This window comes from Parabacteroides sp. Marseille-P3160 (assembly GCF_900162725.1).
Taxonomy (GTDB): Bacteria; Bacteroidota; Bacteroidia; order Bacteroidales; family Tannerellaceae; genus Marseille-P3160.
The window spans coordinates 92,598-118,512 of record NZ_LT799418.1 but is presented as its reverse complement, the minus strand read 5'-3'; the positions used below and the strand labels follow the sequence as shown (position 1 = coordinate 118,512).

The 25,915-nt window shown below is 46.9% G+C and carries 20 protein-coding genes and 1 tRNA gene; 10 read left to right on the top strand and 11 right to left on the bottom strand.

Annotation, left to right across the window (positions count from 1 at the left end):
* Positions 1 to 75: 75 nt before the first annotated feature.
* The 6 genes from BQ8014_RS00515 (at position 76) to BQ8014_RS00490 (ending at position 8,627) form a co-directional block, all read left to right on the top strand.
* Positions 76 to 1,185, top strand: a complete 1,110-nt coding sequence (locus tag BQ8014_RS00515; protein ID WP_080902637.1) for a glycoside hydrolase family 5 protein — start codon at positions 76 to 78, stop codon at positions 1,183 to 1,185.
* A gap of 10 nt (positions 1,186 to 1,195) precedes the next feature.
* Positions 1,196 to 2,305, top strand: coding sequence for a glycoside hydrolase family 88/105 protein (locus BQ8014_RS00510; RefSeq protein WP_080902636.1), 1,110 nt, complete (start codon positions 1,196 to 1,198; stop codon positions 2,303 to 2,305).
* A gap of 25 nt (positions 2,306 to 2,330) precedes the next feature.
* Positions 2,331 to 4,502 carry a GH92 family glycosyl hydrolase gene (locus BQ8014_RS00505; RefSeq protein ID WP_080902635.1) on the top strand — a complete coding sequence of 724 codons (2,172 nt, stop codon included), beginning with the start codon at positions 2,331 to 2,333 and terminating at the stop codon, positions 4,500 to 4,502.
* Positions 4,503 to 4,617: 115 nt separating this feature from the next.
* Positions 4,618 to 5,994: an alpha-L-fucosidase gene (locus tag BQ8014_RS00500; protein WP_080902634.1), complete on the top strand. Its 1,377-nt coding sequence runs from the start codon at positions 4,618 to 4,620 to the stop codon at positions 5,992 to 5,994.
* Between the two features lie 96 nt (positions 5,995 to 6,090).
* A complete protein-coding gene (locus BQ8014_RS00495) occupies positions 6,091 to 7,476 on the top strand; it encodes a Gfo/Idh/MocA family protein (protein WP_080902633.1) in 1,386 nt (461 codons plus the stop codon).
* A gap of 146 nt (positions 7,477 to 7,622) precedes the next feature.
* Positions 7,623 to 8,627 carry a glycoside hydrolase family 43 protein gene (locus BQ8014_RS00490; RefSeq protein ID WP_080902632.1) on the top strand — a complete coding sequence of 335 codons (1,005 nt, stop codon included), beginning with the start codon at positions 7,623 to 7,625 and terminating at the stop codon, positions 8,625 to 8,627.
* 7 nt (positions 8,628 to 8,634) lie between these two features.
* Here the strand turns inward: BQ8014_RS00490 and BQ8014_RS00485 are convergent, their stop codons facing one another.
* Entirely contained in the window at positions 8,635 to 9,117 is a 483-nt protein-coding gene (locus tag BQ8014_RS00485; protein ID WP_080902631.1) for an Lrp/AsnC family transcriptional regulator, read from the bottom strand.
* Positions 9,118 to 9,339: 222 nt separating this feature from the next.
* Between BQ8014_RS00485 and metE the strand changes: the two genes are divergently transcribed.
* A complete protein-coding gene (gene metE / locus BQ8014_RS00480; protein WP_080902630.1) occupies positions 9,340 to 11,634 on the top strand; it encodes a 5-methyltetrahydropteroyltriglutamate--homocysteine S-methyltransferase in 2,295 nt (764 codons plus the stop codon).
* Between the two features lie 64 nt (positions 11,635 to 11,698).
* Here the strand turns inward: metE and BQ8014_RS00475 are convergent.
* The 3 genes from BQ8014_RS00475 to alaS form a co-directional block, all read right to left on the bottom strand.
* Positions 11,699 to 11,772 (bottom strand) — tRNA-Pro (locus BQ8014_RS00475).
* Between the two features lie 34 nt (positions 11,773 to 11,806).
* Entirely contained in the window at positions 11,807 to 12,871 is a 1,065-nt protein-coding gene (aroB, locus tag BQ8014_RS00470) for a 3-dehydroquinate synthase (RefSeq protein WP_087880470.1), read from the bottom strand.
* Positions 12,872 to 12,901: 30 nt separating this feature from the next.
* Entirely contained in the window at positions 12,902 to 15,526 is a 2,625-nt protein-coding gene (alaS, locus tag BQ8014_RS00465; protein WP_080902628.1) for an alanine--tRNA ligase, read from the bottom strand.
* Positions 15,527 to 15,623: 97 nt separating this feature from the next.
* Here alaS and BQ8014_RS00460 point away from each other — a divergent pair, with 97 nt between their 5' ends.
* From BQ8014_RS00460 to BQ8014_RS00450, 3 genes are read left to right on the top strand one after another with little or no spacing between them, the layout of a single operon-like run.
* Positions 15,624 to 16,607 (top strand): M23 family metallopeptidase, encoded by a 984-nt coding sequence (locus tag BQ8014_RS00460; RefSeq protein ID WP_080902627.1) that lies wholly within the window; start codon positions 15,624 to 15,626, stop codon positions 16,605 to 16,607.
* Between the two features lie 15 nt (positions 16,608 to 16,622).
* Positions 16,623 to 16,988 (top strand): MerR family transcriptional regulator, encoded by a 366-nt coding sequence (locus BQ8014_RS00455; RefSeq protein ID WP_080902626.1) that lies wholly within the window; start codon positions 16,623 to 16,625, stop codon positions 16,986 to 16,988.
* 15 nt (positions 16,989 to 17,003) lie between these two features.
* Entirely contained in the window at positions 17,004 to 17,390 is a 387-nt protein-coding gene (locus tag BQ8014_RS00450; RefSeq protein WP_080902625.1) for a DUF3127 domain-containing protein, read from the top strand.
* Positions 17,391 to 17,560: 170 nt separating this feature from the next.
* Here the strand turns inward: BQ8014_RS00450 and BQ8014_RS00445 are convergent, their stop codons facing one another.
* From BQ8014_RS00445 to BQ8014_RS00415, 7 genes are all read right to left on the bottom strand, one after another.
* Positions 17,561 to 19,810, bottom strand: a complete 2,250-nt coding sequence (locus BQ8014_RS00445; protein WP_200814317.1) for a RelA/SpoT family protein — start codon at positions 19,808 to 19,810, stop codon at positions 17,561 to 17,563.
* Positions 19,811 to 19,894: 84 nt separating this feature from the next.
* The gene (locus BQ8014_RS00440) at positions 19,895 to 21,367 is read right to left on the bottom strand and encodes a lytic transglycosylase domain-containing protein (protein WP_234998097.1); all 1,473 of its coding nucleotides are present in this window, start codon (positions 21,365 to 21,367) and stop codon (positions 19,895 to 19,897) included.
* Between the two features lie 46 nt (positions 21,368 to 21,413).
* On the bottom strand, positions 21,414 to 22,058 hold the full coding sequence (locus tag BQ8014_RS00435) for a DUF5683 domain-containing protein (RefSeq protein ID WP_234998096.1): 645 nt from the start codon (positions 22,056 to 22,058) through the stop codon (positions 21,414 to 21,416).
* A gap of 106 nt (positions 22,059 to 22,164) precedes the next feature.
* On the bottom strand, positions 22,165 to 23,046 hold the full coding sequence (locus BQ8014_RS00430; RefSeq protein WP_080902622.1) for a ParB/RepB/Spo0J family partition protein: 882 nt from the start codon (positions 23,044 to 23,046) through the stop codon (positions 22,165 to 22,167).
* Positions 23,047 to 23,066: 20 nt separating this feature from the next.
* Entirely contained in the window at positions 23,067 to 23,831 is a 765-nt protein-coding gene (locus BQ8014_RS00425) for a ParA family protein (RefSeq protein WP_080902621.1), read from the bottom strand.
* A 628-nt stretch (positions 23,832 to 24,459) separates the two neighbouring features.
* Entirely contained in the window at positions 24,460 to 24,885 is a 426-nt protein-coding gene (locus tag BQ8014_RS00420; protein WP_200814315.1) for a hypothetical protein, read from the bottom strand.
* A gap of 259 nt (positions 24,886 to 25,144) precedes the next feature.
* Positions 25,145 to 25,912, bottom strand: a complete 768-nt coding sequence (locus BQ8014_RS00415) for a carboxylesterase family protein (RefSeq protein ID WP_080905731.1) — start codon at positions 25,910 to 25,912, stop codon at positions 25,145 to 25,147.
* Positions 25,913 to 25,915: the final 3 nt, after the last annotated feature.

Here is a 25,915-nt window from a genome sequence, read left to right as displayed (position 1 = left end):
AAAGTTATAAACATAGTTGGTTTTTGGAAACAAAAGAAATTAATATCTTTATGGGAATCTTTTAGAACAATCATTATGAAGCTCACAAACATCTTTCTAGCCTTATTTCTGATATTTTACAGCTTTTCTATCCATGCACAAGCTGAGGCTTATCCTAAATTTACTTTGGGGAAGGGAACAAATTTGGCTCATTGGCTGTCACAAAGTCAACGCCGGGGAATAGATCGTGGGGAATTTATTCAAGAGAAGGATATTGAATTTATTTCCGGCATGGGTTTTCAACACGTTCGCCTGCCTATTGACGAGGAACAAATGTGGGATGAAAAGGGAAATCGTCATGAAGATGCTTTTCGTCTTCTGTTTAATTGCATCGATTGGAGCATTAAAAATAATCTCCGGGTCGTTGTCGACCTGCATATCCTCCGATCGCATCATTTTAACGCAAAAGAAAAGCCCTTATGGACCGACCCCAAAGAGCAAGACCGATTCTGTAATCTTTGGCTCGACCTCTCTGCCGCATTAAAACATTATCCTGATTCCATGGTCGCTTATGAACTGATGAATGAAGCGGTTGCCGATGATCCGGAGGATTGGAACAGATTGATCGCCCGGTGTTTCTCAGACCTACGCAAGGTTGAACCCGGAAGGTTTATCGTAATCGGCTCTAATCGTTGGCAATCGGCTGACACATTCGATACGTTGAAAGTGCCGGATGACCAGCGTATTATCTTAAGTTTCCATTTTTATGAACCGTTTATTCTGACCCATTACCATGCTTCGTGGACTGGATTGCGAGACTATTCCGGACCGGTTCATTATCCGGGTATTGCCCTCTCAGAAGAAGAATTCATTGCTGTCCCCGAATCACAGAAAAATGAAGTACGTAGGTTTATGAATCGGCCTTTTGATAAGGAGATCATGACAAAGATGATGGCTAAACCCATCGCAAAAGCGAAAGAACTGGGGTTGCAATTATATTGTGGAGAGTATGGAGTTTTAACCGGCGCTCCGGAAAAGGATCGGTTAAGATGGTATCGGGACTTAATATCCATTTTTGAGGAGTTAAATATTGCGTCAGCCAATTGGAATTACAAAAGTGATCAGTTTGGATTGATTAATAATGACGGCAGCCCCAATAATGAACTAATAAGAACACTATTGGAACCATCATCTATTGTTTATTAAATCAGCGATTATGAAAAAGTATGTATTTATTCTATTTTTTCTCTTGATTATTGGCGCGGCCAATGCACAACTATCTTCACTTGAAAACATGCCGGAGGGTTCTACTCCGGAGGAAGTTGGTTCGCGGCTGGGACGTCATTTTATTTCTGGCAAACATCTCCTATATGGGGGCAAATGGATTCATTATGCGGAAGTCTGTACCTGGTACGGAGCGCTGAAATATGCAGAAATTGCCGGGGATAAGGAATTAATTCAACTTCTACGGAAGAAGTTCGAACCTTTCTTTTCCACGGAAAAGCAGCTTTTACCGATTAAAAATCATGTCGACCTGAACATGTTCGGATGTCTTCCGCTGGAATTATATCAGGTGATGAAAGATAAACGCTATTTGGAGCTGGGGCTCCCTTATGCCGATACGCAATGGGAAGTGCCGGAAGATGCCAAGCCGGAAGAAAAAGCCTGGGCGGAAAAAGGTTTTTCCTGGCAAACGCGTTTGTGGATCGATGATATGTACATGATCACCATTGTTCAGGCACTGGCTTACCAAGTGACCGGAGACTTGAAATATATCGAAAGGGCAGCTAAAGAGATGGTGCTCTATTTAGATGAGTTGCAAAAGCCGAACGGACTTTTTTACCATGCACCGGATGTTCCCTATTATTGGGGACGGGGAAATGGATGGATGGCGGTCGGCATGACGGAACTGCTGCGTTATTTACCCAAGGATCATAAGGATCGTCCTCGTATCCTGGAAGGTTACCTATCGATGATGAAATCATTGAAGGGCTTCCAGTCTCCGAATGGCATGTGGAACCAATTGATCGATGAACCGGATTGGTGGGTGGAGACTTCCGGGTCGGCTATGTTTACCTACGCTTTCATTACGGGAGTGAAGCACGGCTGGCTGGATGCGGAGGAATATGCTCCTGCCGCCCGGAAAGCATGGTTGGCCATGATTCCTTATATTAATGAGGAAGGTGACGTCACGGAAGTTTGCGTAGGTACCGGCAAAAAGAACGATAAACAATATTATTATGATCGTCCCCGCATTACCGGCGACTATCATGGCCAAGCTCCCTACCTGTGGTGTGCTTTCGCTCTGCTGGAGAAAGTGAATTAACAAATATCTTAAATTCATACTGAATATGAAAAAAACATGGATTGTATTGGCCCTATTATTCTCCTCTTACTTTTATACGGCGGCAGAAGGGACAGATCGGGAAAAAGATTACTGCAGGTACGTAAATCCTTTTATCGGATGTGCAGATAACGGGCACACCTTTCCGGGAGCCACTATTCCGTTCGGATTGATACAGGCAAGCCCTGAAACAGGACGTTCCGGCTGGCGTTATTGTTCGGGTTATAACTATGAAGATGATTCGATCGTGGGTTTTGCACAGACACATATCAACGGGACAGGATGCCCTGATCTGGGAGATATTCTACTATTTCCCTTTACCGGAGATGGCACGAATTATAAAAGCTCTTTCTCTAAGGAGACAGAAAAAGCCGTTCCAGGATATTATGCCGTGAAACTTTCCGATTCCAATGTGGATGTGGAATTGACCGCCACCGAGCGAACGGCTTTTCATAAATATACTTTTAAGGGAAATGCTCCTGCCAGACTGCTGATAGAACCCCAAAGCGGGATCGGAGATCCGAAAATCCTTTATTCGGAGATCGATACCACCGATCACCAAAAGCTTGCGGGTCATTATAAGGCAAGAGCCTGGGTTGAACGGCAGGTCTTTTATTCTATTGAATTTGACGCTCCTTATCGAATTCTCCGTGAAGAACTTGTGGCGAATCAAGAGCATGCCAAGAGATTTATTTTGGAGTTTGACCTTCAAAAAAGTAGGACCCTTCAGGTGAAAATCGCCTTATCTTCCGTTAGTAAGGAAGGAGCGGCCATGGCGCTTAAAAAGGAGAACTCAGGCTGGGACTTTGCTAAGATAAAGGATGAAGCTTATTCAACGTGGAATAATCTTTTATCAAAAGTCGATGTGGAAGGAACGAACGAACAGAAAACGAATTTTTATACTTCCCTCTATCATTTGTATATTCAGCCGAACAATATCGCCGACATCGATGGAAAATATAGAGGAGTAGACGATAAGGTATATACTTCTCCTTCCGGAGCCTATTATTCCACGTTCTCCCTCTGGGATACTTATCGTGCAGCCCATCCGCTTTATACCATCCTATCTCCCGAAAAGGTGGACGGCTTTATACAAAGCATGCTTTCTCACTATAAAGCCCAAGGCTTTCTTCCGATCTGGACTTTATGCGGAAAGGAGAACTATTGTATGATTGGGAATCATTCGATTCCCGTTATTGCCGATGCTTTTCTGAAAGGATTTAACGGATTTGATGCGGAAGAAGCTTACCGGGCTGTAAAGATGTCGTCTACACAGAATCATCGGAACTCCGACTGGACAACTTATGATAAATATGGGTATTATCCTTTTGATATCATCACTGTCGAATCTGTTTCCAGGACACTCGAATCCGCTTATGATGATTACTGCATCGCCTTGATGGCAAAGAAACTGGGAAAGGACGAAGATTATGCCTATTTTATGAAACGGGCGAATTATTATAAGAATCTTTTTGATCCCGGAACAAAGCTAATGAGAGGAAAAGATTCCAAAGGTCATTGGCGGACCCCTTTCAATACGTTCTTATTATCGCATGCCGGTACAGCGGGAGGAGACTATACGGAGGGCAATGCCTGGCAATATACCTGGCATGTACAACATGATGTGGAAGGCCTGATCCGGTTGATGGGAGGAAAGGAAGCGTTTGCAACCAAGCTGGACTCCCTCTTCTTTCTCGAATCCACGGCTAAGAATAGCGGGTTTGTAAGTGATGTAACCGGTCTGATCGGCCAATACGCGCACGGGAACGAGCCGAGCCACCATGTTGCCTATTTGTATATGTATGCCGGGCAGCCCTCTAAAACGCAATCGCTAATCAGGGAGATCTTCGACCGTTTTTACCTTCCCAAGCCGGACGGACTATGCGGCAATGACGATTGCGGCCAGATGTCGGCATGGTATCTCTTTTCAGCCATGGGCTTCTATCCGGTGAATCCCTGTGGCGGGGAATACATCATCGGCGCTCCGCAAACAGATCAGGTGACCATCCACTTGCCTGGGCAAAAACAATTCGTTGTAAAAGCAAAAAATCTATCTGAAGCCAACAAATATGTAAGTTCGGTCGAACTGAACGGGCATATTATCAAAGATTTCAGGATCAAACATAGCGATATTATGAAAGGAGGCGAACTCGTCTTTGTCATGACAGATAAATTATAAGGGATTACGGATATTTCCTGGTCCTTAGTCCCGGTTTTGCTGATAAATTGGCATATTTACAGATCGTTATCTTAGAGCTTTAAAGGGAAATTACGTCGAACATTAATCTTATTTTATGAAACGCTTTGTTATCTTATTGGTCTCGTTTTTCTTTCTTATTTCTGGGGGGCAAAGTATAGCCCAGTCATATCAGCCAGATTGGAACTCTTTGGATAAAAGGTCGGTTCCCGAATGGTGGACGGATGCCAAGTTCGGCATCTTTATCCATTGGGGCGTTTATTCCGTACCGGCTTATGCCCCTACGGATGAAGCGAATGTATACGCCAAGTATTCAGAACATTATGAAAGCCGTTTGCTGAGTGGTAATCAAAAATTTGTGGAGCATCACAAAAAGTTTTTTGGAGAAAACTTTGCCTACGCCGATTTTGCCCCTCAATTCAAGGCGGAATATTTTAATGCCGGAGATTGGGCGGCGCTTTTTAAGAAGGCCGGCGCCCAATACGTGGTCCTAACGTCTAAGCATCATGACGGTTTTTGCCTGTGGCCGAGCCGGTTTGCTCCGAGGTGGAATAGCAAGGAGATTGGCGCTCACCGGGATTTATTGGGCGAATTGACCGATTCTGTCAGGGCTGTAGGATTAAGGATGGGGTATTATTATTCGCTTTTGGAATGGGCTCATCCTTTATACAGTAAATCAACAATCAACCGATGGGTGGAGGAACTGATGATTCCTCAGATGAAAGAGTTGGTTACGACTTATAAGCCTGAAATTATTTTTTCGGACGGCGAATGGGATTACGACAGCAAGACCCTTCAATCGGAAAAATTCCTCGCCTGGCTATACAATGAATCACCCGTCAAGGAAACGGTGGTCGTCAATGACCGTTGGGGAAAAGAGACCCGTAGTTTGCACGGTGGTTATTACACCACGGAATATGATTTGGTACATAATGCCGTCGGAATCGGTGAAGCGGCCGATCATCCCTGGGAAGAGAGCCGGGGAATCGGTGGTTCCTACGGATATAACCGTTTCGAGACGACCAAAGATTACCTTTCTTCCAGGCAATTGATCCATTTATTGATCGACAAGGTGAGCAACGGCGGGAATTTGCTGTTGAATATCGGTCCTAATGCCGATGGACTTATTCCGGTTGTGATGCAGGAACGTTTGCTCGATATCGGTAAATGGCTCAAGGTAAACGGGGAGGCCATTTACGGGACTTCGGCTTGGCGGGAAAGTCCTGCACTCAAGGATGGAGTCGCTTTTACACGGAAAGGGAATGATTTGTATATCCTTTGTACCAAATGGCCCGACAGGAAATTGCAAATCGAAGGAGTCGTAAAAGGAAAGAATGTCAAATTACTCGGAACGGACAAAAAGATCAGGGCTAATTTCAGCGGTGGGAAGTTGACTCTTGACGTAACGAATATTTTCCCGAACGATTTGCCTTGTGAATATGCCTGGGCCTTTAAAGTAGAGAATGCTTTTTAAAGTATGAGGCATCATTATTTAAAAGGATAGAGTCTTGTCTATCAATTGTTACCAATAGAAATCTTTTACAAATAAACCAATATAATTCAGAAAAACATGAAAGAGCCTAAACAGATGTCCAGAAGGAATTTTATTGCAGCGACCGGTATATTGGCAGGAGGTGCTTTAGTTAAAGACTTGAATGCAGTACAGGCTGCTCCCAAATCTTCTTTACATTATGAAACAAAAAAGTTACGGATAGCAATGATTGGAACCGGATCACGTGGATGCGATATGTGGGGACGTGATTTAGTCAAGGCTTATCCCGATCGGCTGGAGTTTGTCGGCCTGTGTGATAGTAACCCGGGGCGACTCGAATTTGCTCAGAAGTATATTGGCACTACCTGCCCGACATTTACCGACTTTGAGAAAATGATGGCCGAAACAAAGCCGGACCTACTTATTGTGACGACCGTCGATGCAACTCATCACACGTTTATTGTCCGCGCCATGGAATTAGGCGTCGATGTGCTTACCGAAAAACCGATGACGGTCGACGAAAAGAAAATCCAACTCATACTGGATGCCGAGAAGCGTACGGGCAAGACCTGCCGGGTAACCTTTAACTACCGTTACTCTCCCCACCGGGCAAAGATCTGGGAGATTCTCCGTTCCGGAGAAATCGGGGATATCACATCCGTCGACTTCCACTGGTATCTGGACACTTCCCACGGGGCCGATTACTTCCGGCGTTGGCATCGATTGGTGGAGAAAAGCGGATCGTTATGGGTACACAAGGCCAGCCATCATTTCGACTTACTGAACTGGTGGATCGATAGTGATCCGGAATCGGTCTATGCCTTGGGAGCGCTTGACTTTTACGGGAAGAACGGAAGTGTCCGGGCGGAAAATTGTCGTACGTGTCCTCATACCCGTTCCTGCAAGTTTTATTGGGACGTGACTAAAAACGATTACTACCGGCAACTTTATGTCGAGAATGAAAAATACGACGGCTATCTGCGGGACGGTTGTGTTTTCAAGGAGGATGTCAATATTTTCGATAAGATGGCGGCTACCATCCGGTACAAGAACGGCGTTCAGGTTTCCTATTCACTAACGGCCTATTCTCCTTACGAAGGATACCGGATCGCCTTCAACGGAACCAAAGGGCGGCTGGATGCCTGGATACAGGAATCGAAGCCGATCAGCGATGTAAATTACGATGAAATCGTCGTTTTTAAGAATTTCGGGCGGCGCGAATACATCCAGATACCTTTCGGTACGTCGGGACACGGAGGGGGCGACGCCTTGTTGAAAGACCAGATCTTCATCCCGAATACGCCTGATCCGTTCAAACAATGCGCCGGGATACGGGACGGAGCTTTAGCTTGTTTGATAGGTATTGCCGCCCGCAACAGTATCTTCGGCAAGGAGCCGGTCCGGATAGCAGACCTGACGACCCTTCAACCGGAAGAGAAGAAACGGTATAACCGTGTGCTTTGATTCTTTTTATAAAATCCGGCAGGCGGAAGAATTGAGTGAAAGTAGAATCCGATTTGGCGGAGTTGAAAAAAGTACTTAAATTGCAAGCCCAAAGAAGAGAACCCTGCTTTGATGATGAATAATAAACTCATAACATACTGGAAAGCATGAAAACATTTCTGTTTGCATTTTTATGTATCATTTATTGCAGCCAACCCGTAGGAAGCCAAAGCCCAACCGTACATAAACCTATTTCAGAGATTCACATACGTGATCCTTACATTCTTGCGGACGCAAAGACGAAAACTTATTATATGTATCGTTCCGCAGGCATGCGAAACAATGAAGGAAAGATGCTCGGCGGGGTGGAGGTTCTCAAAAGTAAAGACCTGAAGACTTGGGAAGGTCCGGTACGTGTCTTTACGGTTCCTGAAAACAACTGGATTACCGGGACTGTCTGGGCTCCTGAAGTTCATGCCTATAAAGGGAAATACTATCTGTTCGCTACATTGAACAGCGATATCCAATGGAAAAAGAAGCAAAACGGATGGGCGGATTATAGCTTCAGGGGAACGCAGATTTTTCATTCGGATTCACCGGAAGGACCTTTTTTGCCGTTCGACCAGACCCCTCATACTCCGATGGACCGTATGGCGCTCGACGGAACGCTTTGGGTGGAAGACGGGACGCCTTATATGATTTATTGTCACGAATGGGTCCAGGTGGCTGACGGGACGATGGAGCTGGTGCAACTGGCTCCGGATTTGTCGGTTCCGGTTGGAAATTCGCAAACCCTCTTTTGTGCTTCGGCGGCGGACTGGTCCACCGGGTCCGCACATCCCGCTCCCCTGCCCACATCATACGTCACGGACGGATGTTTTCTTTACCAAACAAAAACAGGCAAACTGCTTATGATATGGTCCAGTTTTATGAACGGCGAGTATGCGATCGGCATAGCCGAGTCGGTAACAAATAAGGTAAGAGGCCCTTGGAAACAGCATAAAACTCCTCTGTTTTCCAAAAATGGGGGGCATGGGATGATTTTCAAATCGTTCGACGGAAAATTGTATATCACCTTCCACGGCCCGAACTCTCCCTCCGGTGCGGAAAGGGCGCACATCTACGAACTGGAGGATGCGGGAGATACACTATTGTTGAAGAATGAACTGTAGGATTTTCTCAAAATGAAGGGTCGTCCCGGTAGATTGGGATCGACCTCGAATTCTTTGCTTCACCAATAACAAAGATGCTGTGTAGGCTTCCGATACTGTCTATTTCCCCTAAGATATTCAGAACAAAATCCTGGTAATGCTTCATGTCACGGACATAGATCTTCATCATAAAATCATAATCCCCGGAAATATTATAACAATTGGTAATCGCTTCGATTTTATTAATCGCTTCCATGAACAGAAGGCCATATGCCCGCGTATGCTGTTTCAACCTTACATTACAGAAAACGATGAAGTTGCAGCCTAACTTCTCATAATCCAACTCCGCCGTATATCGTCTGATATAGCCCTCGCGTTCCAGCCTTTTTTGGCGTTCAAAGACGGGGGTCGGGGATAAATTGACCTTCTCCGCGAGTTCTTTTGTTGTAAGTTTTGCATTATTCTGCAATACCTTTAAAATCTGAATGTCAGTAGCGTCCAGCTTCTCCATGGTGAAAATTTCTTTAAAGCCTGTTCTTTTTAAAATAATATTCTATTGAAATCTTAGATTGGGACCAAAGGTAGAATAATTATCTTATTATATTTTATTTTATAGATAATATATTTGTAAAATATATCTTTGCAAAGAATATTTGTGTTGCGGAATAACTCCGATCCCGCTTCAAGGCAGGAGCTTCAGATCCATATTTAAACACGTAAAAAAATAAATATTATGTATACAAACATTCTTGGTTTTCCACGGATTGGGCGTCATCGGGAATTAAAAAAGGCTTGCGAAAATTACTGGGCCGGTAAAATTCCGGAATCCCAGCTTTATGAAGAAGGGAATCAGATCCGGACTTCCAATTGGCTGCTCCAGAAAGAGTGGGGGATCGATCTGATACCTTCTAATGATTTCTCTTTTTATGATCAGGTATTGGACTTAACCTTGTCGTTGGGCGCTATACCCCAACGCTATGCGTTTTTACTAAAAAACAAAACCGAGCTCTATTTTGCAATGGCTCGCGGTTATCAGAAGGAAGGGCAGGACATTATCGCGATGGAAATGACCAAGTGGTTCGATACGAACTATCATTATATTGTTCCGGAATTTGTGAAGGATCAGTCTTTCTCCTTGTCTTATAACAAAGCTCTGGAAGAATATGAAGAGGCCAAGGCGTTGGGAGTCGAGACAAAGCCGGTTCTGATAGGACCTATCAGTTATCTTTTGTTGGGAAAAGAAAAAGAGGCGGAATTCGATCGGCTGGATCTGATTGATCGCCTGCTTCCGGTTTATATCCGGCTGTTGAAAGAATTGGAGGATGCCGGCGCGACTTGGATCCAATTGGATGAGCCCTTTCTTGCACTCGATATCGACGAAAAAGCGAAGATTCTCTATCAAAAGGTTTATCAATCGTTGAAAGATGCTTGTCCGAAATTGAAGATCATCTTGACGACCTATTTCGAAGGGTTGAGGAATAATACGGAGTTGGCGGTTAATTTGCCGACAGAGGCGTTGCATATCGACCTGGTGCGCGCTCCCGGCCAGCTGGATGAGGTCATTCGCCTGTTTCCCGCTTCCAAAGTCCTTTCGCTGGGAATCGTCGAAGGACGTAATATATGGAAGAACGACTTCGGGCATTCGCTGGAAGTGATTCGTAAAGCGACGGTAGCGTTAGGTGAAGATCGGATACTGATTGGGGCCTCTTCGTCCTTCCTTCATGTCCCTTATGATTTAAAGACGGAGACGGATGAAAGCAGGCTAACGCCCGAAATCAAACAATGGCTTGCTTTTGCAGAGCAAAAAGTAGAGGAACTGGCTGTCCTGAAGGAATTGGCCGGCGGGAATCCTCCGGACAAAACCTTCAGGGCCTTGGAAGAGAATCGGCAAGCGATTTGCCGGAAGGAGACTTCGGCGTTGATTCATAACGGAGAGGTAAAAGCGAGGGCAAAGGCCGTCCTGGAGAAAGATCGCCACCGGAAAAGTCCATTTGCCGTCCGGAAAAGGATTCAGCATTCATTGCTTAACCAGCCCTTATTCCCTACCACAACGATCGGCTCCTTTCCCCAGACCAAAGAAGTTCGGTCATGGCGGGCCAAATACAAGAAAGGGGAACTCATCCGGGAAGAATATGACCGGTTACTAAAAGGAGAGATTGAGAAGGCGATAAAGTGGCAGGAAAAAATCGGATTAGATGTTTTGGTGCATGGCGAGTTCGAACGGAACGATATGGTGGAGTATTTTGGGGAACAGTTGGACGGATTCACTTTCACTCAGAACGGATGGGTGCAGAGTTACGGTTCGAGATGTGTGAAGCCGCCTGTGATCTTCGGAGATGTTTCACGTCCGGCGGCGATGACGGTCGATTGGATTTCCTATGCGCAATCTCTATCTTCCAAGCCGGTTAAGGGGATGCTGACCGGTCCTGTCACAATTCTCCAATGGTCTTTTGTACGCAACGACCAACCGCGTTCGGAGACCTGCAAGCAGATTGCTCTGGCTATCCGCGATGAGGTGCTGGGCTTGGAAAAGGCTGGGATCAAAGTAATTCAGATTGATGAACCGGCGATCCGGGAAGGGTTGCCTTTGCGGAAAGAGGATTGGAAAACCTATCTGGATTGGGCGGTTGCCGGTTTCTGCATATCCTCCGGTGGAGTGGAAGACAGCACCCAGATACATACGCACATGTGTTATTCCGAATTCAATGATATTATCGAGCATATCGCCCGGATGGATGCCGATGTGATTACCATTGAATGCTCCCGTTCGCAGATGGAACTGCTTAATGCCTTTGTCGAGTTCAAGTATCCGAACGAAATCGGGCCCGGTGTCTATGATATCCATTCACCACGCATTCCAAGTGTTATGGAGATGGTGAATCTCTTAAAGAAGGCCGCCAAAGTCATTCCTCCCGCCCAATTATGGGTCAACCCCGACTGCGGCCTGAAGACCCGCGGTTGGGCGGAAACGAAGGAATCGCTTATCCGCATGGTCGAAGCCGCCCGTATCCTGCGGCAGGAGTATTAAGGGGAAAGAATCAAGGAAAGAAATAAAAAAGGGAGTCGATTTTTTCGACTCCCTTTTCATTCTGTCGGGATGACAGGATTTGAACCTGCGACCACACGCCCCCCAGACGCGTACTCTACCGGGCTGAGCTACATCCCGCTTTTAATTGCGCTGCAAAAGTAGCGCTTTTTTGTCAGATTCCAAAACGATCCCGATAAAAGTCGAGGGATTCGAGGACTCTTTCTTTGGATACGGACTGATTGATCCGGACTTCACCGATGTCGGAAAGCAGGGTGAAGTTGATTATGCCGTTCTCATTCTTTTTATCATGCGTCATTAATTCATAAAGCGCATCATAGTCGTTGCATCCGAATTGGAACACAGGATAATATTCCTTGATGAAGGATACCGCCTGCGTCAATGTATGCATCGGAAAGCCGGTTTCTTTATACGAGAGATATAACTCGGCAACCAATCCGGCGGCAACAGCGTGTCCGTGGAGCAAGGGACGTTGCCGGGTGAATGACAGGCTTTCAAAAGCGTGTCCAATGGTATGTCCCAGATTCAACGCCTTCCGTATTCCTTGTTCCTTGGGATCTTCTTCGACAATACGCTCTTTGACCGCTACGGATTCCGCCACTAATTGGTTGAGGGCGGCATAGTCCGGCGTCTGGTCCAGATCGAATGAGAGGACATGGCGGTAGATCTCCCGTGAGCTGATCAGCCCGTGTTTGATCATTTCGGCATAGCCGGAAAGCAAATTTCCCCGATCCAGCGTACGTAAGAATTCGCAGTCGATGAAGACGCAGAGCGGGGGATAAAAAGCTCCGATTTCATTCTTGAGCCCGTTAAAGTTGATCCCGGTCTTTCCGCCGACAGCCGCATCAACCGACGCCATGAGCGTCGTTGGAATATTTACCGTCCGGATGCCCCGTTTGAATGTCGCTCCGGCAAAACCGCCGATATCGGTAATCATTCCTCCCCCTAAGTTGAGGAGTAACGAATGGCGGGAAGCGCCTTGAGTCGATAAAGCCGTCCAAATCACGCTTAGCTGCTCTATATCTTTATGCGTATCCCCGGCCGGTATCGTGATGACCGGCGCTCCTTTCAGTTGCGGAACGTCTTGAATTAGAGGAAAACATTTTTCCTGCGTATTCGCATCGGTTAATACAAAAAGCTTGTCATATGAACAACCGGACAAAAACGTTTCTAATTCGCTTTTCAGTTCTTTACAAATAACTACCTGGTTCGCCATTATTATTTATTCTGTTTCAGTTGAGTAAGGATATTAAATCCCCTGTTTAAAGACGTCGAGAATCGAACGGATTGCAATCCCCAAACCGTCGGGATTCTTTCCGCCTGCCATGGCGAAATGCGCTTGTCCGCCGCCGCCGCCCTGAATATGCCTGGCCGCCTCTTTCACTAGCTTATTGGCGCTCCAGCCTTCGGCAACCAAGTCTTCGCTAAGCATCACCATCAGGGAACATTTCCCTTCGTCGATCACTCCACCCACAAAGATGAAATGACCCTGTACCTGCTGTTGGATCTGGAAAGCCAGATCTTTAATGGCATCCGGCATGCTTTCCCCATGGAAGGTCATTATTTTGACACCCTTGTATTCTTCGGCCCGTTGGATGATCTCTGCCTTCAGTAGGGCAACCTTTTCCCGGATAAAGGCCTCGATGCCTTTCTTCAACTCGGCATTCTCCTCGATATATTTCTTCAATCCCTGAATGACATTGGGACTATTATGTAAAAGTGAGCGTATTTCGCGCATTGTATCCAGCTGGGCATTTATAAAATCTTCCGCCCGCTCGGCCGTGACGGCTTCGATGCGCCTTACCCCGGCGGCAATCGAACTCTCGCCGATTATCCTCAGGCTTCCTATCCGGCCAGTAGAAGGGATATGCGTACCCCCGCAAAGCTCGACGGAAGAACCGTATTTCACGACACGTACTTCTTCTCCGTACTTTTCCCCGAATAATGCCATGGCGCCCATCTTCTTCGCTTCGGCAATCGGAACGGCGCGTTGTTCTTCCAAAGGCAGATCCGCACGGATTTGCTTATTTACAAGGCGCTCCACTTCGCGTATTTCTTCATCTGTTACCTTCTGAAAATGCGAAAAGTCGAAACGAAGCGAAGTAGGAGAGACGAAAGAGCCTTTTTGCTCGACATGGTTGCCTAAAACCTGGCGCAAAGCTTCGTGCAGCAAGTGGGTCGCCGTATGGTTGCACTCGCACTGGATACGCTTTTCAATGTCTATTTTAGCGGTGAACTCGGCCGTCACTTCTTTCGGCAAATGGGTGACGAGGTGAACCGCCAGGTTATTTTCCCTTTTGGTATCGATTATTTCCACGCGGTCGCCGTCCGAAATCAGCCACCCGGAATCGCCCACTTGGCCTCCCATTTCGGCATAGAAAGGCGTCCGATCCAGTACGATCTGGTAGAGTTCCTTATTTTTTTGCTTGATCTTCCGGTAGCGGAGAATCACGGCATCACATTCGAAAAGGTCATAGCCGACGAACTGGCTTTCCCCTTCTTTAAGGATGATCCAATCTCCCGTTTCGATTGCGGCCGCATTCCGGGCCCGTTGCTTTTGCTTTTGCATCTCCGCATCGAAGCCTTTCACATCCTCTGTCATTCCGTTTTCGCGCAGGATCAGTTCGGTCAGGTCTAAAGGAAAGCCGAATGTATCATACAGAGCGAACGCATCGGCTCCGCTCAGGACCGTTTCTCCTTTTACTTTTGCTTCTTCGATCTTTCGGTCGAGGAGGCGGATGCCATTCTCCAATGTGCGGAGGAAGGAGTCTTCTTCTTCCTTCATCACTTTCTCTATCAATGTCTTTTGTGCGATCAGCTCGGGATAAGCTTCGCCCATGGTGAAGATAAGCGCCGGCAGCAGCTTATATAAGAATGCTTCCCGCTGGTCCAGGAAAGTGTACCCATAACGTACGGCCCGGCGCAGGATACGGCGGATCACATAGCCCGCTTTTGCGTTGGAGGGTAGTTGCCCGTCTGTGATCGAAAAGGCGATCGTACGGATATGGTCGGCGATTACGCGCATCGCCACATCCTTTTGTGCATCACTTCCGTAGGTGAATCCAGTCAGTTTGGCGATCGCCTGGATAATCGGTTGGAAGACATCGGTGTCGTAGTTGGATGTCTTACCCTGTATGGCCATACAAAGCCGTTCGAATCCCATCCCCGTATCGATGACATGGTTGGGAAGCGGCTCGAGGGAACCGTCGGCCTTATGATTGAACTGCATAAAGACCAGGTTCCATATCTCGATTACCTGCGGATGATCCCTATTGATCAGCTCTCCGCCGGGAATCCGTTTCCGTTCTTCCTCCGGACGGATATCGATATGGATTTCGGAGCAAGGACCGCAAGGTCCCGTTTCGCCCATTTCCCAGAAATTATCTTTTTTGTTTCCGTTCAGGATCCGTTCTTTCGGAAGGAACTGTTCCCAATAGCTGGCGGCTTCATTGTCGCGCTCCAGTCCGTCCGCTTTGCTACCTTCGAATACGGTTGCGTATAAGCGTTCCGGGTCAATTTTCAATACCTCTACTAAGTATTCCCATGCCCATCCGATCGCTTCTTTTTTGAAATAATCGCCGAAAGACCAGTTGCCCAGCATCTCGAACATCGTGTGATGGTAGGTATCATGCCCCACTTCTTCCAAGTCATTATGTTTACCGCTGACCCGCAGGCATTTCTGTGAATCGGCAACCCGCGGATGCGTAATCGGTACATTTCCCAGGATAATGTCTTTAAACTGGTTCATGCCCGCATTTGTAAACATCAAAGTCGGGTCCCCTTTGACCACCATAGGGGCGGAAGGAACAATGAAATGGTCCTTGGAGGCGAAAAAAGCCTTGAAAGATTCTCGTATTTCTTTAGCTGTCAACATAATTTGTATATAAGGCGCTCGTTAATATTCTCAAAAACAATTTGCAAAAGTATCGCAAATTATTAATTTTGTCACAATTATCCAACAGAAATATTCTATGAGATTATTTAAATCAAGAAAAATCTACTACCTCTATAATCCCAATACCCTGAATTACGAACGTGTCTATCCATCCGCAAAAGACCGTTTTTTCGTTGTCTTACGACATTTGAGCATCGGGATTGTCATTGGGATCGGCGTCTTTATCCTGTTCATGTACGCCTTTGATTCGCCGATGGAGGCGCTGTTGAGAAAAGAAAACAAGCTGCTCGAAACACAATATGAAATCCTTTCCCGGCGCTTGGACGATGCCTTGCAGATATTGGATGATATCCAGCAAAGGGACGAAAACCTTTACCGGGCCATTTTCCAAACGGAATCCATTCCCGAATCTGTTCGTAAGTCCGGTTTCGGTGGAAGCAACCGGTATGAACACTTGATGACCCTTTCCCATGCCGAACTGGTCATCGCAACCACGAAAAAAATAGATATGCTCCGGAAGCAGCTCTACATCCAATCCAATTCTTTTGAGGAACTCATCGGGCTGGGAAAAAATATGGAAGAACGGAATAAATGCATCCCGGCTATCCAACCGGTATCCAATAAGGATTTACGGCAGACCGCTTCCGGCTACGGGATGCGGCTCGACCCGATTTACCGTACGCTCCGTTTTCATTCCGGCATGGACTTTTCCGCGCCTGTCGGAACGGATATTTATGCAACGGGAAACGGGAAAGTCATTTTCGCTTCCTGGAAACAAAGCAACGGGAATTGTATCGTCATCGACCATGGGTATGGATTCCAGACATTATACGGCCATCTAAGCCATTTCAAGGCGAAAGTGGGGCAGGTGGTTACCCGTGGGGAAGTGATCGGTTATGTAGGGAATACGGGCAAATCGACCGGCCCCCACCTGCATTATGAAGTGCTTGTCAAAGGTCGTCCGGACAATCCATCGAAATATTATTATATGGATTTGACGCCGGAGGAATACGACCAAATGTTGCAGATTGCCGAAAATCATGGACAGGTGATGGATTAATTGTACCTTTACCGCATGGAAACCCAAAAGGATAAAAAGACAAAGTTGTACTATTCGATCGGTGAAGTTGCCCGTCAATTTGGCCTCAACGAGTCTACGCTTCGCTTTTGGGAAAAGGAGTTCGATATCATCCGGCCCCGTAAGACGGAGAAAGGAACCCGCTATTACAAAGACGAAGATGTCGAGGCGGTACGCCTGGTCTTCCATTTGGTAAAGGAGCGCGGAATGACGCTGTACGGAGCAAAACGGAAACTGAAAGAAAACAAGGAAGACGCCATCCGCCAGGGAGAAATCGTCCACCGTCTCAAAGGAATACGGACGGAACTGCTCTCTATCATAGAGGCATTGGATGCTATACAGGGAGGAACGTCGGAAAAATAAAAAATAAAAAGAGAAATGGATATCAGTGGAAAAATTATCACCGTACTACCGGAACAGGGAGGTACGAGCAAGATGGGAAATGAATGGAAGAAGCAGGAGTATGTATTGGAAACGCATGACCAATACCCTAAGAAAGTTTGTTTCCAGATTTTCGGAGCGGACAAGATCCAGCAGGCCGGCATCCAACCGGGTGAAGAGGTTCGGGTTTATTTCGATATAGACAGCCGGGAATATCAGGGACGTTGGTATACCAATATCAGTGCCTGGAAAGTGGAAAGACCGGAAGCTTCCGGGATAAATGGAGGAATCCCGGATGCGCAAGAAGCGGCTTCGTCCGGATTTGCAGCGCCGGCTCCACCGGATTTCCCTTCTCCCAATCCGGCTGACGATTTGCCTTTCTAAGCTGAAAAAGCGGAATATACAAAGAGAAGTGGGCCTCAAAAGTCATCGTTTATCAACTTAAAAATTGATAACTATGAATGAACTCGGTCATAACTATGAATGGATGCGGTCATAACTATGGATCCGCACATTCATAGTTATGAATTTTTGAAGGGCAATGAACCTGCGATTTATTCGGCAATACGGCCGACCGATTTGATGTTTTTGATTTTGGAAAGGGAGACGCACATCTTTTGGATGTCTTCGACGTCATGAACCCAAATGCGTACTTTTCCTTCGAAAACTCCGTCCTTTGCCTCGATCAGCAACCGCTGGATATTGACGTTGAAATCTTCGGAAATGGTTTTGGTGATGATGTTCAGCACACCGATGGAGTCGATGCCTTTGATCTCGAGCGTAGCTTCGAAAGAGGCATTTTTATGGCTACTCCAGACGGTTGAAAGGATCCGTTCGCCGAAACTGCTTTTGAGCCGCATGGCGATGGGACAGGAGCGTTTGTGTACCACGACATTACCGTCGTCGTTGATGAAGCCGAGCGCATCGTCTCCGGGTATCGGTTTGCAACAACTGGCGATGACATAATTGCGTTCAAAGGCTTCTTCCCGCAAGACATAAGGCTTCGAACGGTCGAATTTGGGCGACTCTTTCTTTATTTCCGGTTCTGTGGACGCCGGCAATTCCTTTTGCTTAACGCCCAGAGCCTGTCTGACATATTTGAATAAGGCGTTGTCCGTCTTTTCCCTGAGTATCTTTTTCAGGTTTTCCGGGAGGATGATGTCGTTCTTTTCAACCGAATAAAAGAATTCTTCCCTCTTGCTGAATCCGAAATAAATCGACAGTTTTTCGATGTTGGCGATGTTCGGGTCGATTCCTGCCTTTTTTAATGCATTGACGACTTTGATTTCGCCTTCCTTCGCCTGTTCTTTCCGGTTGCGTTTCAATACGGCATCGATCTTGCTTCGCGCTCGGGCGGTGGTCACGAAATTGAGCCATTCGGCCTGCGGTTTCTGGGAACGGGAAGTCAGAATCTCCACCTGGTCTCCGCTGGAGAGAGGGTGGCTTAGGGGAACAAGGCGGTGGTTTACCTTGGCTCCGATGCACTTGTTCCCGATATTGGAATGCAGGGCATAGGCGAAATCCAGCGCAGTGGCGCCTTGCGGCAGGGTCTTGATATCTCCTTTAGGAGTAAAGACGAAGATTTCCGAAGTAAACAGATTCAGTTTGATTGTGTCCAGAAAGTCCAGGGCGTCAGGGTCGGGGCTTTCCAATATTTCAGTGATGGTCTCCAACCATTTATCCAGTTCGGTATCCTCTTCTACGTGCTTTTCCTTGTATTTCCAATGGGCGGCGAATCCTTTTTCCGCTATATCGTCCATCCGGTGGCTCCGGATCTGTATTTCGATCCATTGCCCGTCAGGGCCCATGACGGTAAGGTGCAGCGCCTGGTATCCGTTGGCTTTCGGGCGGCTTACCCAGTCGCGTATCCGGTCCGGTCGGATCCGGTAGATATCCGTGATGGCGGAGTAGATGTCCCAGCAAAGGTTTTTTTCGTCCACTCCGGCTTTTGGTTCGAAGATGATGCGGACGGCAAAGATATCGTAGATGTCTTCGAAAGCGACTCCCTTGGTCTGCATCTTGTTCCAAATGGAATAGATCGACTTGACACGGGCACGCATCTCGAAGTCCAACCCCATTTCCTCCAGTTTTTTGTTCAGCGGTTTGGCAAAGTGTTCGAAGAGGGTTTGGCGGGAGGCTTCCGTCGCGGCGAGTTTCTCCTTGATATGTTTGTATTCTTCGGGATGTTCGTACTTGAAGCTCAGGTCTTCCAGCTCTGTTTTAATACTGAAAAGCCCCAGCCGGTGGGCTAATGGGGCGTAGAGGTAAAGCGTTTCACCGGCAATCTTGAATTGTTTGGCCGGCAGCATCGAACCTAAGGTACGCATATTGTGCAGCCGGTCTGCAATCTTGATCAGGATGACGCGGATATCGCTGCTCATCGTCAGCAGAAGTTTGCGGAAGTTTTCCGCCTGAGTGGAGGCCTGTTCTCCGAAAATTCCGCCGGAGATCTTGGTCAGCCCATCTACAATCTGGGCGATCTTATCGTCGAACATATTCCGGATGTCTTCAACGGTGTATTCCGTATCTTCCACCACATCATGAAGCAAGGCGGAACAAATGGAGGTGGATCCCAGTCCCATTTCGCGACAGACAATACGGGCGACTGCTAACGGATGCATGATATACGGCTCCCCGGAGCGGCGTTTGACACCCGCATGTGCCTGATTGGCAAAATTGAATGCTTTGGTTATCCGCTCTACTTTTCTCCGGTGATTCGAGTTCAGGTAGTCGTTTAATAATGCATTAAACTCATCCTTAATCATTTGTTCATCCGGGGAAATTATCTCTGTAAGCTCATTCATCCGTTCCATCCTTTAGTTCCTATCTGTAGGAACAAATATACAAATATTTGCAACAATCGAAAGCGTATTCTGTAAAATGCCGGATTACACATTCGGAATTTTTAAAACCTGGCCCGGGAAGATGCCTGTTCCTTTCAGCCCGTTCGTCTTCTGGAGGACGGAGGAAGTGACTCCCGGAAACTTCAGTGAGATGGAATATAGCGAATCTCCGTTTTTCACTTTATAGGTAATAAATTTTTTCGGAGCCTTCGCTTGTTTTTCCAGCACCGGCTTTTCCTTTGTTTCGGCAGTTAAGTTCTCCGAGTCTATAGCTCCTTCGTCCGCTTTGGTTGCCATATAGGTGACGCCTCCGTTATCGATATAAAGTCGCAATTTGCTCCCTCTTTTCAATTGGTTGGAGCGAAGTCCGTTCCATTTTCGGATCTCCTGGGTGGAAACGCCGTAACGGTTCGAAAGGGTATGTATGTTCTCTCCTGATTCGACCACGTGCGTGATGCATTCTTTGCGGCCGGGGGAGGAAGGTCGTGATTCCACCGGAGTCAATGCTGTGCAGCCGGCCAGCAATTCCCCGAGGCGTTGGGATGTATAGAGCGTATCCCCGTGGTCGACGAAAGCGTAAGCTGTAGCGGCCGGAAGTTTCAAGACCGAGGGCTTGGTATTTCCCGGAATAATGTCCCTTTTGTATTGGGGGTTGAGCGCGCGGAGTTGCTCTATGTCCAGCTTGGTGGCTTCCGCTACTTGCTGCAGATGCAGTACATTTGTGATCATTACCGTATCGGTGGCCAGCGGAAGATTGGTCCGGATCGGGCAGAGATTGTGTTCGCAATGATAATTCATCATATAATTGGCCGCAATGAACAGTGGGACATACATCCGGGTCTCTCTTGGAAGATAAGGATAGATTTCCCAGAAATTTGTCTTTCCTCCCGAGCGGCGGATGGCCTTGTTGACGTTTCCGGGCCCACAGTTGTAGGAGGCCATGACCAGGTTCCAGTCGCCATAAATGGCATACATGTCCTTGAAGTATTGGCAGGCGGCCCGTGTCGCTTTGACAACGTCCAACCGCTCATCGACCAGGCTGTTGATTTCCAGCCCGTAGCTTTTGGCTGTCGGCAGCATGAACTGCCAAAGGCCGTAGGCTCCGGCATGGGACTGCGCCTTGGGATTAAGAGCACTTTCCACAATTGCCAGGTACTTCAATTCCAACGGCATGTCGTATTCATCGAGGATCTGTTCGATGATGGGGAAGTAATGGTCGGCCATGCCCAGAATATACCGGACCAGGTTGCGCTTGCGAACCGTATACAGGTCGATACATTGGCGGACGACGTCGTTATATTGCATCGGAATGACGCAGGGCAACCTTGTCAGGCGTAGCGCATAGACAGAATCGGGTATAATCACGTCTTCTTCGTCGTCGTGACAAAAGTCCTCCGCTTGGGTAAAGTACTGTACATGCCAGGAGTGTAGGAGGCTGTCGACATTGGCATCCAGGCTCTCAGGTAGTAAATCGATTGGCGTTTCCCGCTCCGTGTTCTCTTGTGAGAATCCCGGCATAGCCAAAAGAAAACTGAATAGAATAAGGATGTATCGTTTCATATTATTAGAATTTCAGGCTGCAATTAAAGCCATAGGTTCTTGAACTAAATGCTGTCTTCTGTGTCATCGCGGGTTCGAAGTGGAAGCTCAGGTCGGGAGAAATATCGAAATCGAATAGCTGGGCGTCCACGTAGGCATCGATCATCCAGATGGCGTAAAGCCCGACCGTAATGATGATGCTTAAATCCCGGTAACGGCGGTAATAATCTTTCCCCCGTTTTAGATTACTCTGGTTATTGGAGTTTTTCAGATATTCTTCCGGTGTAGAATTCCCGGGGATAAAGCTGTACCAACCCCTTTGTTTCCAGTAGTTTTCATCTTTCCCTTCCATATAATCAGGATGATTGAGATATTCGCTGTAATCATTCATCAGATCGATATATCCGCTTCTATAATCCTGGTAGTTCTTATTGTTCCAGGTAATGGCATAGGTGCATCCCATAAAACCGCCGTACACTAATGGCAATTTCCAGTATTTACGGTTGTAAATCTGTCCCATCCCGGGAATTAAAGCATAGAGAACCGCCTTTTTAGGGTCCGGCTTGAATGCTTCTTTCCGCATGGATGGGAACCGGATCGAATCAGCCGATGCCAACATGGAGACTACCGCCGAATCGGATGTCTCCACGTGAAGGGTATCTTCTTTCATTCCTTGTTTTTCTTCCTGTGCTTCCCCTGCAATCGTCAGGCTGCAACAAAAGAGAAAAAGAAGAAGCCCCCGGTATTTACTTAAAACAATCTTCACTATGGCTCACTTATTTCATTTTGTCCAGAAGGCCGACCAGTTTTTCCAGTTCTTCCTCGGAAGCAAATGGAATGGTGATCTTGCCTTTCCCGTTTTCGTCATAAGATAATTGCACCTTTGTCCGGAAGAAGGATGACAAATGATTTTTTAATATTTTATACTCTTCCGGGAGTTTTGTCTTCCTTTTCCCCGGTTTTTCCGGCCCGCCCGCCGGAACTTCTCCTGCGCTGCGTACCAATTCCTCTACGTTCCGTACGGAGAGGCCGGATGAAAGGATCTGTTCGTAGATCGCCAACTGTACCTCCGGGTCCTCCACCGGAATCAGGGCGCGGGCATGTCCCATGTCGATCTTTTTATCTTTCAGCCCTACCTGTATTTCAGCGGGCAACTTCAATAAACGCAGGTAGTTTGCAATGGTTGTCCGTTTCTTTCCGACCCGTTCGCTCAGTTTTTCCTGTGTCAGGCCGTAGTGGTCGATCAGGTTCTGATAGGCGAGCGCGATTTCAATTGCATTCAGGTCTTCCCGCTGGATGTTTTCGATCAGGGCCATCTCGACGACATTCTCGTCGGCAGCCGTCCGGATATAGGCAGGTATTCGTTCGAGCCCTGCTTTCAGGGAAGCGCGATACCGGCGTTCGCCCGAGATGATCATATATTTGTCCGGAGCGATCTCCTTCAGGGTAATCGGTTGGATGACGCCTAACGCACGGATAGAGGTTGCCAGTTCTTCCAGGCTCTCTTCTTCGAACACACTGCGAGGTTGATCCGGATTGGGCTGGATTTTACTGATCTCTATTTCATTGATAGAAGACGAACCGCCGGTTTTCAGGTCATCCATCGTGATGAGTGCATCCAATCCCCGGCCTAATGCCGGTCTCTTTGCTTGTGCCATAATAAACTTCCTTCCTTCTGTTATTTATTTTTCTCTATAAGTTCTTGAGCCAATTGGATGTGGTTGACGGCTCCTTTTGATTCCGCATCGTAAAGAAGTACCGGTTTCCCATGGCTGGAGGCTTCCACCAGTTTGATGTTCCGCTGTATGACGGTCGTGAAGACTAAGTCCTGGAAAGGACGTTTCACTTCTTCGTAAATCTGGTTCGCTACGCGAAGGCGTGAATCGTACATGGTGATCAGGAAACCTTCGATTTCCAACTGGGGATTGAGTTTCGATTTGATTATTTTGATCGTATTCAATAGTTTGCTAATGCCTTCCAAGGCGAAATATTCACATTGGACGGGGATAATCACCGAATCAGCAGCCGTCAGCGCATTGACCGTAATCAACCCGAGCGAGGGGGAGCAGTCGATCAACAGATAGTCGTATTTATCTTTTAGAGGCGTCAATACCTTCTTCAATATTTTTTCCCTGTCCTCCAGGTTGAGCATTTCGATTTCCGCTCCGACCAGGTCGATGTGCGAGGGGATGATGTCCAGTCCTTCCACTTCCGTAGGGGAAATGGCGCTTTGAGCATCTTCTCCGTTGATCAGGCATTCATAAATGGATAGTTTGATATTCCGGATATCGATACCTAATCCGGAAGAGGCATTTGCCTGCGGGTCCGCGTCGACCACCAATACTTTCTTTTCCAATACAGCCAAAGAGGCTGCCAGATTGATGGTGGTTGTCGTTTTTCCCACGCCTCCCTTCTGATTTGCTAAAGCAATAATCTTTCCCATACCTAATTTAATTTGTAGGCAAAACTAAACATTCTATGCCGAACGATAATTCAGTTTTCCAAAAACCATAGGGGTTTGTTGAAAACTCGCATTTTTTGTTGAAAACGGTCAAAGGTACGCAGAATTACCGAAAGAATGAATCTTACCCGCTTCCGGCATTTGCTTTTTTATAAAAGATAACGAAAGTTCAAACAAAAGTGATGATTAGTAACCATAAATAGGTAAGTCTATCCTCATTATACCCGATTGTAGGTATTGCGCATCTTTCCGGACGCCCCTATCTTTGCATCAGAAGATTTGGTAACACTATTAGTATGATGCTTAAACCAAGACCTTACGCTAATTATGTAAGTAAAAAGATGACTAAACCGTATGTGGGGATTTTGTTTATTGGTTATTCCCCAAAGAAAAAAGCCTCCCTGTGAAGAGAGGCTTTTTCTTTGGATCCCAGAAAGTGTTATGTCTACAGCAACATTTATTTACTGGGCGATTTCCGCAAGTGGAAAGAAGTGGGTTCTTTTGGATCAATCCTAAAAAGACAAAGCCTGCAGGAACGCTTTCCTACAGGCTTGAGTCAACAATTGCACCTACTACCTATTATCATATCAAAAACTAGGAAAATCTATTTTTATAGGACTTCTGTTGGAGGAATAGTTCCTTCCGGTTCAGTCGGTTGATCCGGTTCGGTCGGTTCTGTCGGCTGAGTAGATTCTGCTGGAGCAGCGGCGTCTGCTGTCGTTTCCTTACCTTCATCGTCAAGGATAATGGTCTTGGTACTACCGTCTGCTTTCGCACTCAGGTCAACCTTCGTCAATTTCTTTTCAGCGTTGTAGGAAAGAGCCGTAATATCATTTGTTTCGGCATAAACCTTCAAAGCGCCTACCACTTTCTCATTCAAATCCTCAACTTTTACAGGGACAAATCCGTCGGCTGACTGAGCGATCGCCTGTACTTCAGGTACTACATTGCTTTCCGGTAAATTGTTAGACATCTTTTCACTTGCAAAAATGCCTGCGCTCATCAAAAGAGCGGCTGATAAAATAATTGCTTTCATAACTTCACTTTTTTTTATTGTTACTAATAAGATGTTGTTCTTCTTTAGATCATCCCATCTGCTATCTATAATGCAAGAGCGATGCCAAAAAAAGGAAAGTGAAGCACGAGGAGTATAAATGTTTGGTATGTTGTGTATTATCTAGATAAGACATTCTGTGCCAAAAGCCAAGGAAGTGTAGAAGTGTGGAAAAGTTCCACACTAAAACCGTGGATTTTCCACACGATGGAGAAAGGATAATGAGATCTTGAGGTTCCCTTTACAATGTATGCTTGAATAACCAGGGAACGAGGTCTTTTTCCAAAAAGGCCTGATCCCAACTATTATGGTCGATACCCGGATATTCGGTATATTTGACTTCTCCTCCCAATTCTTTCAGCTTCGCAGCGATCTCCCTGGAAAAACGAACCGGAACCACCGAATCATCTGCACCATGGAAAAGCCAGACAGCGGTATGTTTGGCATAAGCAGGCAAACGGTTTGTCTCACCGCCTCCACAGATGGGAAAGGCCGCAGCAAATACCTGAGGCATCCGCCACAGAATCTCCAGGGTCCCCATACCGCCCATCGAGAGGCCGCCGACATAAACGCGGCGGATGTCTACCTTGCCGGAAGAGAGCCAATCCTGTACCAGAAGCATTAAAGTACGCATTGGCGCCGTAGGTTCCCCTATCCCGAAGCCAAAACTCATCCGGCTGCCGACCTGATGGCGAATAACATCCGCCCAATAACTTCCGGAAGGACATTGCGGGACGATCACAATCGCCGGATATTCGGACGAGAAATGATTCACTAAAAAGTCTTTTCCGTTCGCCAATTGCTTTTGATTGTCATCTCCCCGCTCACCGGCTCCATGCAGGAAGAGAACCAAGGGGTAAGCCTTCGATTCGTCATAGCCTTGAGGGAACAGTACCTGATAGGGCAGGGTAAAACCGTTAACGGTAAAAGAAGCCGGTTGAAACTGGGCCCGGCTTGCGAACGCAACACATACCAGAAAGAGAAAAGAAAGGATGATTGTTTTTTTCATATC

Coding starts and splice junctions, on each gene's coding strand:
- BQ8014_RS00515 (WP_080902637.1), top strand. CDS start 76: ATGAAGCTCACAAACATCTTTCTAGCCTTATTTCTGATATTTTACAGC.
- BQ8014_RS00505 (WP_080902635.1), top strand. CDS start 2,331: ATGAAAAAAACATGGATTGTATTGGCCCTATTATTCTCCTCTTACTTT.
- BQ8014_RS00415 (WP_080905731.1), bottom strand. CDS start 25,912: ATGAAAAAAACAATCATCCTTTCTTTTCTCTTTCTGGTATGTGTTGCG.
- BQ8014_RS00460 (WP_080902627.1), top strand. CDS start 15,624: ATGAGATTATTTAAATCAAGAAAAATCTACTACCTCTATAATCCCAAT.
- BQ8014_RS00495 (WP_080902633.1), top strand. CDS start 6,091: ATGAAAGAGCCTAAACAGATGTCCAGAAGGAATTTTATTGCAGCGACC.
- BQ8014_RS00430 (WP_080902622.1), bottom strand. CDS start 23,046: ATGGCACAAGCAAAGAGACCGGCATTAGGCCGGGGATTGGATGCACTC.
- BQ8014_RS00445 (WP_200814317.1), bottom strand. CDS start 19,810: ATGAATGAGCTTACAGAGATAATTTCCCCGGATGAACAAATGATTAAG.
- BQ8014_RS00510 (WP_080902636.1), top strand. CDS start 1,196: ATGAAAAAGTATGTATTTATTCTATTTTTTCTCTTGATTATTGGCGCG.
- BQ8014_RS00450 (WP_080902625.1), top strand. CDS start 17,004: ATGGATATCAGTGGAAAAATTATCACCGTACTACCGGAACAGGGAGGT.
- BQ8014_RS00485 (WP_080902631.1), bottom strand. CDS start 9,117: ATGGAGAAGCTGGACGCTACTGACATTCAGATTTTAAAGGTATTGCAG.
- metE (WP_080902630.1), top strand. CDS start 9,340: ATGTATACAAACATTCTTGGTTTTCCACGGATTGGGCGTCATCGGGAA.
- BQ8014_RS00500 (WP_080902634.1), top strand. CDS start 4,618: ATGAAACGCTTTGTTATCTTATTGGTCTCGTTTTTCTTTCTTATTTCT.
- BQ8014_RS00490 (WP_080902632.1), top strand. CDS start 7,623: ATGAAAACATTTCTGTTTGCATTTTTATGTATCATTTATTGCAGCCAA.
- alaS (WP_080902628.1), bottom strand. CDS start 15,526: ATGTTGACAGCTAAAGAAATACGAGAATCTTTCAAGGCTTTTTTCGCC.
- BQ8014_RS00420 (WP_200814315.1), bottom strand. CDS start 24,885: ATGAAAGCAATTATTTTATCAGCCGCTCTTTTGATGAGCGCAGGCATT.
- BQ8014_RS00440 (WP_234998097.1), bottom strand. CDS start 21,367: ATGCCGGGATTCTCACAAGAGAACACGGAGCGGGAAACGCCAATCGAT.
- BQ8014_RS00455 (WP_080902626.1), top strand. CDS start 16,623: ATGGAAACCCAAAAGGATAAAAAGACAAAGTTGTACTATTCGATCGGT.
- BQ8014_RS00425 (WP_080902621.1), bottom strand. CDS start 23,831: ATGGGAAAGATTATTGCTTTAGCAAATCAGAAGGGAGGCGTGGGAAAA.
- BQ8014_RS00435 (WP_234998096.1), bottom strand. CDS start 22,058: ATGAAAGAAGATACCCTTCACGTGGAGACATCCGATTCGGCGGTAGTC.